Source organism: Stenotrophomonas maltophilia group sp. Smal12 (assembly GCF_037079935.1).
Classification (GTDB): Bacteria; Pseudomonadota; Gammaproteobacteria; order Xanthomonadales; family Xanthomonadaceae; genus Stenotrophomonas; species Stenotrophomonas sepilia.
Map to the genome: position 1 here is coordinate 1 of NZ_JBAWUK010000038.1, position 13,318 is coordinate 13,318.

Below are 13,318 nucleotides of genomic sequence, written 5' to 3' on the forward strand. Positions count from 1 at the left end.
GATGGGTGAATACCTGAACTTGGCGATCGTGCAGGTGGCAGAGATGTGGTGGAAGGGGACGCGGAAGACCGAGCTTACATGGACGTACTTGCAGCGCCCCCCGCAACCGGACCCACCTCGCCTTCCCACCGATAGCCAGCTGTTGCTGTTGCTGTTGCCTCTGCAGGTGCAGGGCGCAGCCCTGCAAAAGAAAACTCCCCACCTCATGGCCACTGCATCTCGCCCTTGGCCACCTTCGCACTCAGCTCCAGCGACGCCACGCCGTCCAGCTTCGGATAGCGCGCCTGCATCGCCTTCACCAGTGCCGCGCTGTCCTTGGCCTTTGCCGCCTCGGCGTCGAACGCGCGGATGTAGTCCGCAGTGAAGCGCAGCGCACTGGCATCCAGCGCCGCACCCGGCGCGTAATGCCCCGGTACCACCACCTTCGGCTTCAGTGCCTGCAACCGCTGCAGGGTCTGCAGCCAGTCAGTGTGCGACTTCGTCGTCTGCGTGTCGGCCATCCACACGTGCTCACCGGCCACCACCGGAATGCCGCCGACGATCGCGCGCAGCGACGGTACCCACAGCACCGTGCGGTCCGGGGTCGGGCCATCCAGGCCGATCAGTGGCAGGCGCTGGCCTTCCAGCTGCAGGGCATCGCCGTCCAGTACCTGCGGCACCACGATGCGTGCCGGCACGTCGGCGCCCATTTTCGGTCCCCAGTGGGCCAGCTTGCCGGCCTGGGTCTGCTGGATGTGGGCGACGGTCTGCGCAGTGGCGACGATGCGTGCCTGCGGGAAGGCATCCTGCAGGGTGGCCAGGCCGAAGTAGTAGTCCGGATCGCCGTGACTGATGTAGATCGTGGTCAGCTGCTTGCCACTGGCGCGGATCCGTTCGACCAGCTTGCGTGCGTCGCTGGCGCCGAACTGCGCGTTGACCAGGATCGCGTCGTGGCGGCCTTCGATCAGCACCGAGGATACCGAGAACATCGCCTGCGGGCCGGGATGGAAGGTCTGCAGGTGCAGTTGTGATTTCGTCGCGATGGTCGGCGCCGCGGTGGCCGGTGCGGCCAGCAGCGGCGCACTGGTGAACGTGGCGGCCAGGGCGAGGGGAAGCAGCAGGGCAGCGGTACGCATGGGGAATTCCTTGTGTCGGATAGGGAGCCGAGCGTGGGCTTGGCCCTACAGGGCTCGCGCGTCGATCAGTACGCGGCCGTGATGATCTGCTTCGGGTACTGGTGCGCTTCCAGCTCGGCGACGAACGCGGCGCCGTAGTCGGCATAACTGATGCGGCTGTGACCGCTGGCGTCGGCCAGGAAGGCCTTGGGCTGCACACGGTACTGGCCGCGCTCTTCGCCCGGGCCGATTTCGGCGGCCGGCGAGAAGAAGGTCCAGTCCAGGTCGTCCACTGCCTGCAGGCGATTGAAGGCTTCACGATGGGCCAGCGCGTACGGCTTGTAGGCTTCCGGGAAGTTGGGGGTATCGACCAGCTGCACGCCCGGCGCGACTTCCAGGCTGCCGGCGCCACCCACCACCATCAGGCGCGGTACGCCGGCCTTGCGCGCGGCGGCCGCCAGCTGCGCGGCGATCTCGCCCACGCGGCCGATGTCATCGCCCGGACGCGGGCCGTAGGCGCTGGCCAGCACGTCGTGGCCAGCGATGGCGGCGACCAGCGCGTCCTGGTCATCCAACGAGGCGATCACCGGATGGGCACCGGCCAGTTCGGCCGGAAGGTCCTGCGCGCTGCGCACGATGACGGTGAGTTCGTGGCCGTGGGCCAGCGCGTGGCGGGCGATCTGGCGGCCGATGTTGCCGGTGGAACCAACGAGGGCGATCTTCATGGCAGGACTCCGTGGGGCGATGTGGGCTGGGAATGGGGCCACTCTAGGCCGCTGCAGTCGCTCTAAAAACAGCGTATAACGCGCTTGTTTGTTGCACGAATCGAGCATATGGACCGATTGACCGCCATGGCCGTGTTTGTCGAGGTGGCCGAGCGCGGCAGCCTCACCGCCGCCGCAGAAGTGCTGGACATGTCGCGGGCGATGGTCAGCCGCTACCTGGCCGAGGTCGAGGGCTGGCTGGGCGCACGCCTGCTGCACCGGACCACACGCCGGGTCAGCCTGACCGGCCCGGGCGAGGCGGCGCTGGCGCGCTTCCGGCAGATGCTGGCAATCGGCGAAGAACTGCAGGGCGAGCTGGCCAGTGATGATCCCGAGCCGCACGGCACGCTGCGGGTGACCGCCAGCGTGTCGTTCGGGCAGAGCCACCTGGCGCGGGCGGTGGCCGGTTTCGTCGCACGCCATCCGGCGGCGCGCATCGAGCTGCTGCTGGTCGACCGCACGGTGAACCTGGTCGAGGAGCGCGTGGACCTGGCCGTGCGCATCGCGCGCCAGATCGACCCCAGCCTGATCGCGCGGCGGCTGGCCACCTGCCGCTCGGTGCTGTGCGCGACGCCGTCGTACCTGCAGGCGCGTGGCACGCCGACCGCGCCGGAGCACCTGGCCGCGCACAACTGCCTGACCCACCACTACGTCGGCAAGAGCCTGTGGCAGCTGCACCGCGATGGCCGTTCGCTGTCGGTGGCGGTGGGCGGCAACATCAGCGCCAACGATGCCTCGCTGCTGCTGGAGGCGGTACGCGCCGGTGCCGGGATCGCCATGCTGCCGACCTACCAGGTGGCGCCACTGCTGCGCAGCGGCGAGCTGATCGAACTGCTGCCCGGATTCAGTCTGGACGAGCTCGGCATTCATGCCGTGTACGCATCACGGCGCCAGCAGCCCGCTATCATGCGGCGATTCCTGGATTACCTGGCCGAGTGTTTCGCCAGCCCGGCCTTCCAGGATCTGGATTGGCGCCCACCGGGCAAGGAGAACACATGAACCATGGACAGGCCTTGATCGACCACAACCGTGCTGCCTGGGACCGCCAGGCCAGCGAAGTGCGCGAATGGTCGCGCCCGGTGGAGAGTTCAACCATTGCCGCCGCGCGCGAAGGCCGCTGGCAGGTGCACCTGACCCCACGCGCGCTGCCACTGGACTGGCTGGGCGACGTGCGCGGCCGCCGCATCCTGTGCCTGGCCTCGGGTGGTGGCCAGCAGGCCCCCGTGCTGGCCGCTGCGGGCGCCGACGTCACCGTGTTCGACCTGTCCGACGGGCAGCTGGAACAGGACCGTCGGGTCGCTGCGCGTGATGGACTGCAGCTGCGCACGGTGCAGGGCGACATGCGCGACCTGCACGTATTCGCCAACGACAGTTTCGACGTGGTGTTCCATCCGATCTCCAACCTGTACGTGCCCGACGTGCGCCCCGTGTGGACCGAATGCCGCCGCGTGCTGGCGCGCGATGGCATGTTGATGGCCAGTTTCTACAACCCGGTGCTGTTCGTCGGTGCACGTGATCCGCAGCTGGATGCACAGGGTTTGATCCGGCCGCAGTACGCCATTCCCTATTCGGACCTGGAAGACCTGCCCGCCGCAGAGCGTGAGGCGAAACTCGCGCGCGGTGATGCGCTGACCTTTGGCCACAGCCTGACCGAACTGATCGGCGGGCAGCTGGATGCAGGCTTCGTGATTGATCGGTTCATGGAAGACTGGCAGCCGAAGCCGCGCTTCCTGATCGACCGTTACCTGCCCACCTTTCTGGCCACCCGCGCACGCAGGATCGGATGAGGCGGATCCTGGAAAAAAACGCGGCGTACAATGGGCGGCCCCACGTTGTACAGGCGTCGTCCCTTGTCGTATCCCTATCCGCTGGTCGTATTCGATCTCGATGGCACGCTGGTCGACAGCGCATCTGACATCGCCGAAGCGCTGAACCGCACGCTGGAAGCCATCGGCATGGCACGCGTGCCGGAAGCCACCGTGCTCGGCTGGATCGGCGACGGAGTGCGCCGCCTGGTCGAACAGGCCGTGCACGCCGCCGGTCTTGAGGTCGATCTGGCCGAGGTCATGCCGGTGTTCATGGTGCACTACCGTGAATGCCTGCTGCGCAGCCCGCGCCTGTTCGATGGCGTGGCCGAGGCACTGGCGCAGCTGCGCGCGCGCGACGTGCCACTGGCGATCTGCACCAACAAGCCCGAAGCACTGGTGCCGCCGCTGCTGCAGCACCTGGGCATCGGTGATGCGTTCGCGCTGGTACTGGGCGGCGATTCACTGCCACAGCGCAAGCCCAGCGGCGAACCGCTGCGGCACATCGCCACGCACTTCGGGCTGCCGGTGCAGGCGTGCCTGATGGTGGGAGATTCGTTGACCGACTACCGCGCCGCCGAAGATGCGGGCATGCCGATCGCGCTGGTGCGCTACGGCTATCCGCGCGGCCTGGACCTGGCCAGCGCGCATGCGGTGGCGGTGATCGACGACCTGCGTGAACTGCCGGGGTTGACCGCCGGCGTCCCGGTGTAGAGCCGAGCCCATGCTCGGCTGCTTTGCTGCCTGAGCCGAGCATGGGCTCGGCTCTACAGAGAAAGCGCCGGGCAATGCCCGGCGCCTTCTTTCATTTCGGCTGGTAACGCACACTCAACTGGTACTCACGGCCCGGCTGGTTGAACCACGCCACCGTCTCATACCTGCGGTCGAACACGTTGGTGGCACGCGCCAGCAGCGACCACGACGGCGTCAGCGCGTACTCGGCGCGCAGATCCAGCGTGCCGTACCCCCCCACCTTCACCGCGTTGGCGGCATCGTCATAGCGCTTGCCCGCACCCTGAACCGTCAGGCCTGCGCGGAAGTCCCCGAAACGCCGGTCGATGTCCAAGCGCGCGGTCTGCTGTGCACGACGCGGCAGCCAGTTGTCGAACTGCGTGCTGCCGCCGGTGCGGTTGCGTGGGTCGGTGTAGCTCAGCTGGGCGTTGATGTCGAAGCCGGCCAGCAGCACGCCACCGGTCAGTTCGGCACCGCGGATGCGCGCCTTCTCCACCTGCTGCATCCTGAAGGTCGCCGCATCGTAGGTGATCAGATCATCGATGCGGGTTTCATAGACGTCCAGGCCCCAGTGCCAGCCCTGTCCCTGCTGCGAAACGCCCAGGTTGGCGCTCTTGGACTTCTCCGGGTTCAACGTCGGCACACCGCTCCACGGGTCATACAGGTCGCTGAAGGTCGGCGCCTTGAACGCGGTGCCGTAACTGGCATTGACACGCAGGCCGTGGCCGAGCTCCATCGCCCAGCCGAGGCTGCCCGTAGCGTGGTTGCCGAACTGCTGGTTGTCGTCGTTGCGCGCGCTGGCCTGCAGCTGGTGGCGGCCGAAGCGCCCCTGGTACTGCACGAACACGCCGGTGTTGCGGCGGCTGTCGACCCGATATCCGGCACTGCTGCCATCCAGGTTGTCTTCGCTCCAGTCCACGCCGGTGCTCAGCAGCTGGCCTTCGGCCAAGGCGAAGTCACCCTGCAGCGAGGCACTGTCGCGGTGGGTCTGAGCGCTGCCACGGGCACCGAAGTCACCGAAGTTGTCCGACTCGTTGTCACTGCGCCCGACATTGGCGGTGAACGCCAGGCGTTCGGACGGGGTGTAGCGCACCTTGCCGGCCAGCACCTGCTGGCGGGTTTCCGAATAGTTGTAGTAGCCGTCGTAATGGTTCTTTCCGTCGGCACGCAATGCACTGCCTTCCACGTTCCATTGGTCGTTGAAGGTGTAGCCACCGCGCAGGCTCTTGGACAGGTTGCGGTAGCCATCGCGGTCATGTTCGTCGGCAAAGCAGCCGGTGAACAGCGTTGCCGAGCCGCGGCAGGCATCGATGCCATCGGAATGCTGGTAGGCGATGTCGGCGCCGAACCAGCCGCGTTCGGTCCCGCCACCGATCCCGCCGCTGGCTTCGCGCAGGCCGTTGCTGCCGCCACCGAGCTGGAAGTGCGGGGCGAAATCACCCTGGTTGCGGCGGGTGAAGATCTGGATCACGCCGCCAATGGCATCGGCGCCGTACAGGCTCGACTGCGGGCCACGCACGATTTCCACGCGCTCGATCTGCGCCAGCGGCAGGTCCTGGTACATCGCCAGGCCGAGGTCGGCACTGTTGATGCGCACGCCGTCGACCAGCACCACGGTGTGGCCCGAGTTGGTGCCGCGCAGGAACAGCGAGCTCTGCTTGCCGAGCCCACCGGCATTGGTCAGGTTGATGCCGGCGCGGCCGCGCAGCAGTTCCTGCAGCGACGTGGCCTGGCTGGATTCGATCTGCGCGCGGTCGATCACCTGGGCCGGCGCGATGCTGTCCTGCAGGGCGATCGGGGTGCGCGTGGCGGTGACCAGGATCTGGTCGAGCGCGGTGGTGTCATCGGCGGCCTGTGCCAGCGCGGGCAGGGCGGCCAGTACGGCCAGGGACAGCATTCGGGACTGCAGCTTCATGGGGGACTCCAGGTGCCACGCACGCCCGCGTGGCGAAGGGGCGGAGCCGCGAAGGCAGGCACGCGCCGATGCCGCAGCGCACGCCACGGTCATCCAGCGCCATGCCCACCGCATCGCGACCTGAGGCTTCCGGGCCGGTCTCCGGGCTTGCCGCCGGGTGGCGCGAGGCCACCGTCCAGGCGCCTTCCCATGCCTGCGGCACAGTGGCGGTGTTGCCTGGAACTGACGTGCTTACCGTTGCGGGGGCAGCGCCGGCCTGGCGTGGAATCACGCGTCACCGGCTTCCCGTTTCAACCTGCCGGCCACGGCCGCAGGTCACCTGGAAGTGCGCGCAGTCTACGGCATCGCAGGCCGTCCCGTTGCGTCGCGCCTGCGCGGCTGCCTTTGCTGTGCCTTTAGAATGGTTGCTCGATCCCGTGGTGCCGTTACCGATGTCTGCCCGTTCTCCGTTGTACCTGCGTCGCCCGTCCGGGACGCACGCATGATCCTCGACCTGGTCCGCCATGCCGGCAACGGTCGCGATGAGTTCCTTGATGGCCGCAGCGATCCACCGCAGCTGGCCGGCCTGCCGCAGGAGCTGGTCGAGGCCTATGCCGAGCAACGCTGGGAGCGGGTGATCAGTTCACCGCGGTTGCGCGCGCTGCACACGGCGATGGCGCTGGCCACCCCACGCGGGCTGGACGTCGAAGCGGACGAGGAATGGGAAGAACTGGATTTCGGCGATTGGGACGGGCAGTCGCTGTTCGACCTGCCGGAAGATGCGCTGGCCGCCTTCCACGCCGATCCGCATGCGTTCCCGCCGCCGAACGGCGAGAGCTGGGGGCATTTCGAGCGGCGTATCGCGCGCGCGCTGGATCGCCTGCTCGATGATGATGATCATCCGGTGCCGACGCTGGTGGTCAGCCATGGTGGCCCGCTGCGCATGGTGTTGTCGCAGGTTTGCGGCCTGCCGATGTCGCTGTGCTGGGCCCTGCGCATCGACCACGGCACGCGCCTGCGGGTGTGGCTGGAGCGGGGCGAGGTCGGGCTGGTGGGCGAGCTGCTGGAACTGCAGCAGCCCTGATCTGCTCTTGTAGAGCCGAGCCATGCTCGGCTGCACTTCGATCAGAAAGGCCAGCCGAGCGTGGGCTCGGCTCTACAGGAGGGCGCGGCTCAATCCTCGTCCGCGCGCTCGGCCACGTTGTCCTCGGCGTCATCGTCGGCATCGAAGCGCTGCTCGTGCACCGGGCCCGACGCCGGGCCGGCCGCCTTCAGCGGATGCGCGGCGATGCGCGCCTCATAGTCCTGCACCAGCGCCTCACGCTGCGGCTCGCTCAGCTCCTGCCAGTGGCAGTCCAGCAATGCGCCTTCCAGCGAGTACAGCAGGTTCAGGCTGGGCTTGAAGCCGGCCCGCTTGACCTTGACGAAGGCGCCGACTGCGCCGATCGCCACCAGGTCCTCGCGGCTGCGCAGCCCGACCTGGCGCAGCCAGGCTGCACTCTTCGGGCCGATGTTGCGCAGCTTCGGTGCGCTCATCCCAGTGCCTCGACGAACACGCGGGCGATGGCTTCCAGGCCGGCCTGATCGTCGGCGTCGAAGCGGCCGACCTTCGGGCTGTCGATATCGAATACGCCGATCAGTTCATCGCCGCGCAGCAGCGGCACCACCAGCTCCGAACGCGAGGCCGAATCGCAGGCGATGTGGCCGGGGAAGGCATCGACGTCGTCCACGCGCTGGGTTACGCGCTGGCTGGCGGCGGCACCGCACACACCCTTGTCCAGCGGGATGCGCACGCAGGCCGGCAGGCCCTGGAACGGGCCGACCACCAGTTCCTTGCCGTCATACAGGTAGAAGCCCACCCAGTTCAGGTCGGGCAGGGCGTGATAGACCAGTGCGGAGAGGTTGGCCGCGTTGGCGATGCGGTCGGACTCGGCGTAGACCAGGCCACGGGCCTGTTCCAGCAGCTGGGCGTATTGTTCCGGCTTGCTGCCGGTGAGCGAGGCATTGGCGAACATGCCCGCAGTCTAGCAAGTGCACCGGGCCGGCGATAATGCACACACTGTTGCCCTGTTGGAGCCCATCGATGCCGTTGCCCGCTACGCTGCCGCCCGCCCTGTTCGTTACCGGCACCGATACCGAAATCGGCAAGACCGCGGCCAGCACCGCGCTGCTGCATGCACTGCGCCAGCGTGGCCTGCGTGCAGTGGGCATGAAGCCGGTGGCCAGCGGCAGCGAGGATCTGGGGCAGGGCCTGCGCAACGAGGACGCGCTGGCCCTGCAGGCGGCCAGCTGGCCGGTGCCGGACTATGCCGATCTGAATCCCTATGCGCTGCGGCAGCCACTGGCACCGGAGCTGGCCGCTGCCGAGGACGGCGTGCAGGTGGAGCTGGCGCCGATCGTGGCCGCGTTCGAACGCCTGCGCGCGAAGGCCGATATCGTCGTGGTGGAGGGCGTGGGCGGTTGGCTGGCGCCGGTCTCGGCCACGCTGGACCAGCTCGACCTGGTGCGTGCGCTGCAGCTGCCGGTGCTGCTGGTGGTGGGCATGCGGCTGGGCTGCGTCAACCACGCGCGGTTGACTGCGCAATCACTGCAGGCCAGCGGCGTGGACTGCCTGGGCTGGATCGGCAACCACATCGACCCGGCGATGCAGCGCCAGGACGAGAACATCGCCACGCTGCAGCAGCGCCTGCCGATGCCGTGCTGGGGACGGCTGCCGCATCTGCCGGGGGCGGATGGTCAGATCCTGAGTACGCACCTGCTCGACTGACCTGCTTCCTGTAGAGCCGAGCCCATGCTCGGCTCAGCGGGGACCGTCAGCGAAGGGCAGCCGAGCGTAGGCTCGGCTCTACAGGAGCTGGCGCACTGCCAGCTCCCGCGCGATCGCACCCAGCCGTTCCACCGCACCGATGAAGCGCGCATCCAGGCTCTGGCAGCACGACAGCCGCAGGCAGTGGCGATAGCGCGCACCACGCGAATAGACCTGGCCGGGCATGAACACGATGTCCTCCAGCAGCGCTCGCTCGAACAGCTCGCGCGTGTCCACGCCCGGCAGTTCCAGCCACAGCAGGAATCCGCCCTGTGGTTCGGTGGCGCGGGTGCCTGCCGGGAAATGCTCGGCTACCAGCTGGCGCAGCCGTCCCACCTGTTCGCGGTACAGGCGGCGCATGCGATGCAGATGGTGCTCGTAGCTGCCTGCTTCCAGATACGCGGCCACCGCATCGCCGAGCAGCTGCGGCTCGCCGCCGGTGGACTGGAACTTCAGCAGCGCGATGCGCTCTGCGAAGCGGCCGCCATCCAGCCAGCCGATGCGGTAATCCGGCGCCAGTGTCTTTGAGAAGCCACCGACCACCATCACCCAGCCATCGCGATCGAAGGCTTTCAGCAAGGGTGCCGGCGGTTCGCAGAACTGCAGCTCGGCGTACACCGCATCCTCGATCAGGGGCAGCTGCCGTGCGTTGACCAGCTCGGCCAGGCGTTGTTTGGCGGCGGTCGGCATGGTGCAGCCGAGCGGGTTGTGCACGGTCGGCATCACCACCAGTGCGGCCAGCGGCGTGTGCTCCAGCAGCGCATCCAGTGCATCCACATCCAGTCCGTGCTGCGGGTGGGTGGGTAACTCGATGGCCTGCAGGCCGAGGTTGGCCAGCAACGGATACAGGTTGAAGTAGGACGGCGCCTCGATGCCCACCGCATCACCGGGCTGGGTGACCGCGCGCAACGCCAGCTGCAGGGCTTCCATCGCACCATGGGTCAGCAGGAGTCGCTCGGCGTGGGTGTGCAGGCCCATGCGCGGACTGCGGCGCACGATCTGCGCCAGCAGCCGGGGGGAGCCGTTGGGTCTCGCATAGGTCTCCACCGTCTGCTGGCCGTGGCGCAGCACCTGCGCGGTATGCCGGGCCAGCTGCGCGCCGGGATAGAACTGGCGACCACGTGGGCCGGCGAAGGCTAGGTCGACCACACCCGGGCGGCGCTGCGCTTCCAGCACCCGCGCCATGAGTACCTGCTGCAGCGGTGCGGTCGGGGCCGAGGGCACATCGCGCAGTGACCGTTCCGGTACCGACAACCGCGGCGCCACCTCGAAGCCGGCCTTGGGCCGCGGAATCACCAGGCCGGCATCTTCCAGCTGGCGGTAGGCGGCAATCACGGTGTTCAGGCTGAGCCTGCGCTGCGAGGCCATCTGCCGCAGCGAGGGCAGGCGGCTGCCGACCGGAAGACGCCCGCCATGGATGGCCTCGGCCAGTTCATCGGACAGCCGCTGGTAGCGGGGAGGAATCATCGTGGCCTGGTCATCTGTATCCATCGAAGTTCCCGCCATCTGGTGCTGTACCCGTGATGATGGCGAGCCTAGCATGTCGTCGTCGGCCGGGCCTGATCGGGGCGTGGCCGGTATTTTCCAAGCGCACGGCTGGATGGCCGTGCGTTTTTTTTTGGATAGTGCCGGCCGCTGGCCGGCAATACCTCGATCCGGAAAAGTGCGGTTGCCGGCCAGCGGCCGGCGCTACCCAGGTCGTTACCGCATCGGCACCAGCACCGCCTCGCGCCGGTACAGCGCCGGGAACTGCTTGGCCAGGGCCGCCAGCTTCGGTGCGTCGTAGTAGCGGATGTAGGCCGCCTGCGGGTAGTTGGTCATGTAGTTCTGGTGGTAACTCTCGGCCGGGTAGAAGCGCTGGTCGCTGACCAGCTGGGTGACGATCGGTGCGCGGTAGCTGCCGGCCTGGCCGAGCTGGGTGATGTAGGCGCGGCTGGCGGCCTGCTGGCGGGCGTCATCGCTGAAGATCGCCGAGCGGTACTGGCTGCCGTGGTCGGGCCCCTGGCGGTTGAGCTGGGTCGGGTCGTGCGCGACCGAGAAGAACACCTGCATCAGCTGCCCGTAGCTGACCTGGCGCGGGTCGTAGTCGATCTTCACTGCTTCGGCATGGCCGGTCTGGCCACCGCTGACGCGCTCATAACGCGCATTGGCCGCACTGCCACCGATATAGCCGGAGACCGCGTTGCTCACGCCCTTGACGTGCTGGAACACGCCCTGCACGCCCCAGAAGCAACCACCGGCGAACACCACGCTGGCGTGGGTCGCGTCATCGCGGAACGCCGCATCGCCGGTGGGGGCCGGCAGTGCCTGGATCTGCGCGCTGGCTTCGACCGGTGCCGCAGCCGCGCCGTGGTCGACCAGCAGCACGCCGGCAATCAAGGCCGTGGCCACCAGGCCGGCCACACCGGCGGCGATGCCCTGTTCAAAGGAGAGTTTCATCATGTCCTCCCGGTTCAACCGAAGGTGAAGGCATAGGCCTGCACGCCCGCATCGAGGAACTCGATCTCGAAGCGGTGCGGGCCGACCGTGCCGCGCTGGCGCACCAGCTGGTACAGGCGGTGCTCGTCGACCACGCCACTGCCATCGGCACCGACATCACTGCCGGCGTCGGCGGCGGGCAGCGGCTTGCCATCCAGCCAGACGCGGAAGCGCACCGGCGTTCCTTCCTGGCCCGGTGCCAGCACCAGGTGCAGGTCGCGGGCATGGAACTGGAAGGCGATGCGGCCGCCGGCCTGCTGCAGCTGTGCGGCCTCGTCGGTGATGGTCCAGCGCCCGGACAGTCCCCACTGGTTCAACGCCAGGCTGGCCGGCAGCGTGTAGTCGAACGCGGCGTCGCTGCGCTGCCCGCCGGGCGAGGCGAACTGCTCGGCACGGGCGTGGCCCAGGTAGGTTTCCGGCGAACGCAGGTTGCTCATGTCGGCCTGCGCGGCCACGCCCTTCAGCTCGGCGGCAGCGGGATCGGCGGGCGGCGGCAGGTTCGTCTGCCCGGCGTCGGCCAGCAGGCGACGGATCATCTGTTCCGAGCGCGCATAGTTGCCTTCACCGAACTGGTGGCCGCGGATGTTGCCCTGTGCGTCGACGAAGTACTGCGCCGGCCAGTAGCGGTTGTTGAACGCGCGCCAGATCGTGTACTGGTTGTCCAGCGCCACCGGGTACTCGACCTTCAGCTGCTGCACCGCCTTCATCACGTTGCGCGGGTCACGCTCGAAGGCGAACTCCGGCGTGTGCACGCCGATCACCACCAGGCCGTGGTCGCGGTAGCGGCGCTCCCATTCGTGCACGAACGGCATCGCGCGCAGGCAGTTGATGCAGGAGTAGGTCCAGAAATCGATCAGCACGACCTTGCCGCGCAGCTGCTGGGCTGCCAGCGGGGGGCTGTTGAGCCAGCCGGTGGCACCGTCCAGCGCGGGCAGGGTGCCTTCCACCGGCAGCGGTGCATCGGCAGCGGCGTTGGCACCGGCCACCATCATCATCGGCGGTGCCGACGGCTGCGCGCCGGGTACCGCATCCAGCAGGCCCTGCTCGATGCGGGCGGTGCTGACCGTGGAAAGACGGGTCAGCAGGCCGGTATCCCAGCCCAGGCCGATCGCCACCACCGCCAGCAGGGCGGCCACGCCCAGCCCCTTGCGCAGCGCATCGCCGAGGCCAAGCCGCGCCTGCAGCGCACGGAACACGCGGCCGCCGACCCACACCGCCAGCGCCAGCGCAGTGATCGCGCCCAGCGCATACGCCAGCAGCAGGGTGCTGGTCCCCACGCTGGCGCCATGCAGGGCGGCACCGGTCAGCACCAGGCCAAGGATCGGCCCCGCGCAGGGCGCCCACAGCAGGCCGGTGGCGATGCCGATCAGCAGCGATGTCCACGCACCGCCCCGTCCCGCCGCGTCGGCGGCATCGGCACGCGCGCTCAGGCGGGCGCCCACGCGCTGGAACGGTGCCAGCAGGTGGTCGGCCAGTCGCGGCCACAGCAGCGCCAGCGCGAACAGCGCCATCAGCAGCAGGGCGATCCAGCGTCCGACCTGGTTGGCCTGCGCCACCCACTGGCTGCCCACCGCGGCCAGGCTGGCAACCACGGTGAAGGTGAGCGCCATGCCCAGCAGCAGCGGCAGCGTGCTGCGCAGGAACGGTCGGTCGGCACGCGCGAACACGAACGGCAGCACCGGCAGGATGCACGGGCTGAGCAGGGTCAGCGCGCCCCCCAGGTAGGCAAGCAGCAACAGCAGCAT

Annotated in this window: 13 protein-coding genes and 1 riboswitch; of the genes, 5 read left to right on the forward strand and 8 right to left on the reverse strand. The window is 68.4% G+C overall.

Features of this window, described 5'->3' with window-relative positions:
- Positions 1-203 precede the first annotated feature (203 nt).
- Positions 204-1,115 carry an MBL fold metallo-hydrolase gene (locus WDC87_RS15790; RefSeq protein WP_252745123.1) on the reverse strand — a complete coding sequence of 304 codons (912 nt, stop codon included), beginning with the start codon at positions 1,113-1,115 and terminating at the stop codon, positions 204-206.
- Between the two features lie 65 nt (positions 1,116-1,180).
- Positions 1,181-1,819 (reverse strand): NAD(P)H-binding protein, encoded by a 639-nt coding sequence (locus WDC87_RS15795; RefSeq protein WP_072167743.1) that lies wholly within the window; start codon positions 1,817-1,819, stop codon positions 1,181-1,183.
- A 108-nt stretch (positions 1,820-1,927) separates the two neighbouring features.
- Here WDC87_RS15795 and WDC87_RS15800 point away from each other — a divergent pair, with 108 nt between their 5' ends.
- From WDC87_RS15800 to gph, 3 genes are all read left to right on the forward strand, one after another.
- Positions 1,928-2,857 carry a LysR family transcriptional regulator gene (locus WDC87_RS15800; protein ID WP_072167744.1) on the forward strand — a complete coding sequence of 310 codons (930 nt, stop codon included), beginning with the start codon at positions 1,928-1,930 and terminating at the stop codon, positions 2,855-2,857.
- The gene (locus tag WDC87_RS15805) at positions 2,854-3,645 is read left to right on the forward strand and encodes a class I SAM-dependent methyltransferase (protein WP_005415136.1); all 792 of its coding nucleotides are present in this window, start codon (positions 2,854-2,856) and stop codon (positions 3,643-3,645) included. Before WDC87_RS15800 ends, WDC87_RS15805 begins: the two co-directional genes overlap by 4 nt.
- 63 nt (positions 3,646-3,708) lie before the next feature.
- Positions 3,709-4,377 (forward strand): phosphoglycolate phosphatase, encoded by a 669-nt coding sequence (gene gph, locus WDC87_RS15810; protein ID WP_088496580.1) that lies wholly within the window; start codon positions 3,709-3,711, stop codon positions 4,375-4,377.
- Between the two features lie 91 nt (positions 4,378-4,468).
- Here gph and btuB read toward each other — a convergent pair whose 3' ends face one another.
- A complete protein-coding gene (gene btuB, locus WDC87_RS15815; RefSeq protein ID WP_088496579.1) occupies positions 4,469-6,310 on the reverse strand; it encodes a TonB-dependent vitamin B12 receptor in 1,842 nt (613 codons plus the stop codon).
- A gap of 114 nt (positions 6,311-6,424) precedes the next feature.
- A riboswitch (cobalamin riboswitch) is annotated at positions 6,425-6,648 on the reverse strand.
- Positions 6,649-6,791: 143 nt separating this feature from the next.
- Between btuB and WDC87_RS15820 the strand changes: the two genes are divergently transcribed.
- Positions 6,792-7,373 carry a histidine phosphatase family protein gene (locus WDC87_RS15820; RefSeq protein ID WP_088496578.1) on the forward strand — a complete coding sequence of 194 codons (582 nt, stop codon included), beginning with the start codon at positions 6,792-6,794 and terminating at the stop codon, positions 7,371-7,373.
- Between the two features lie 89 nt (positions 7,374-7,462).
- Here WDC87_RS15820 and WDC87_RS15825 read toward each other — a convergent pair whose 3' ends face one another.
- Both WDC87_RS15825 and WDC87_RS15830 read right to left on the reverse strand, forming a co-directional pair.
- Positions 7,463-7,825, reverse strand: a complete 363-nt coding sequence (locus WDC87_RS15825; protein ID WP_053498035.1) for a TfoX/Sxy family protein — start codon at positions 7,823-7,825, stop codon at positions 7,463-7,465.
- Positions 7,822-8,304, reverse strand: coding sequence for a GAF domain-containing protein (locus WDC87_RS15830; RefSeq protein ID WP_004140850.1), 483 nt, complete (start codon positions 8,302-8,304; stop codon positions 7,822-7,824). The genes WDC87_RS15825 and WDC87_RS15830 overlap by 4 nt, the downstream gene beginning before the upstream one ends.
- Before the next feature lie 68 nt (positions 8,305-8,372).
- Between WDC87_RS15830 and bioD the strand changes: the two genes are divergently transcribed.
- On the forward strand, positions 8,373-9,056 hold the full coding sequence (gene bioD / locus WDC87_RS15835) for a dethiobiotin synthase (RefSeq protein ID WP_061478648.1): 684 nt from the start codon (positions 8,373-8,375) through the stop codon (positions 9,054-9,056).
- Positions 9,057-9,134: 78 nt separating this feature from the next.
- Here the strand turns inward: bioD and WDC87_RS15840 are convergent, their stop codons facing one another.
- The 3 genes from WDC87_RS15840 to WDC87_RS15850 all read right to left on the reverse strand — a co-directional run bounded on the left by WDC87_RS15840 (position 9,135) and on the right by WDC87_RS15850 (position 13,318).
- Positions 9,135-10,586 carry a PLP-dependent aminotransferase family protein gene (locus WDC87_RS15840; protein WP_252745122.1) on the reverse strand — a complete coding sequence of 484 codons (1,452 nt, stop codon included), beginning with the start codon at positions 10,584-10,586 and terminating at the stop codon, positions 9,135-9,137.
- Between the two features lie 210 nt (positions 10,587-10,796).
- Positions 10,797-11,534: a peptide-methionine (S)-S-oxide reductase MsrA gene (msrA, locus tag WDC87_RS15845; protein ID WP_252745121.1), complete on the reverse strand. Its 738-nt coding sequence runs from the start codon at positions 11,532-11,534 to the stop codon at positions 10,797-10,799.
- 14 nt (positions 11,535-11,548) lie between these two features.
- Entirely contained in the window at positions 11,549-13,318 is a 1,770-nt protein-coding gene (locus WDC87_RS15850; protein WP_252745120.1) for a cytochrome c biogenesis protein DipZ, read from the reverse strand.

Bases quoted from the DNA above. Each gene is read 5' to 3' on its own strand.
- WDC87_RS15790 (WP_252745123.1), bottom strand. From the start codon at position 1,115: ATGCGTACCGCTGCCCTGCTGCTTCCCCTCGCCCTGGCCGCCACGTTC.
- WDC87_RS15795 (WP_072167743.1), bottom strand. From the start codon at position 1,819: ATGAAGATCGCCCTCGTTGGTTCCACCGGCAACATCGGCCGCCAGATC.
- WDC87_RS15800 (WP_072167744.1), top strand. From the start codon at position 1,928: ATGGACCGATTGACCGCCATGGCCGTGTTTGTCGAGGTGGCCGAGCGC.
- WDC87_RS15805 (WP_005415136.1), top strand. From the start codon at position 2,854: ATGAACCATGGACAGGCCTTGATCGACCACAACCGTGCTGCCTGGGAC.
- btuB (WP_088496579.1), bottom strand. From the start codon at position 6,310: ATGAAGCTGCAGTCCCGAATGCTGTCCCTGGCCGTACTGGCCGCCCTG.
- WDC87_RS15820 (WP_088496578.1), top strand. From the start codon at position 6,792: ATGATCCTCGACCTGGTCCGCCATGCCGGCAACGGTCGCGATGAGTTC.
- WDC87_RS15825 (WP_053498035.1), bottom strand. From the start codon at position 7,825: ATGAGCGCACCGAAGCTGCGCAACATCGGCCCGAAGAGTGCAGCCTGG.
- WDC87_RS15830 (WP_004140850.1), bottom strand. From the start codon at position 8,304: ATGTTCGCCAATGCCTCGCTCACCGGCAGCAAGCCGGAACAATACGCC.
- bioD (WP_061478648.1), top strand. From the start codon at position 8,373: ATGCCGTTGCCCGCTACGCTGCCGCCCGCCCTGTTCGTTACCGGCACC.
- WDC87_RS15840 (WP_252745122.1), bottom strand. From the start codon at position 10,586: ATGGATACAGATGACCAGGCCACGATGATTCCTCCCCGCTACCAGCGG.
- msrA (WP_252745121.1), bottom strand. From the start codon at position 11,534: ATGAAACTCTCCTTTGAACAGGGCATCGCCGCCGGTGTGGCCGGCCTG.
- WDC87_RS15850 (WP_252745120.1), bottom strand. From the start codon at position 13,318: ATGCTGCTGTTGCTGCTTGCCTACCTGGGGGGCGCGCTGACCCTGCTC.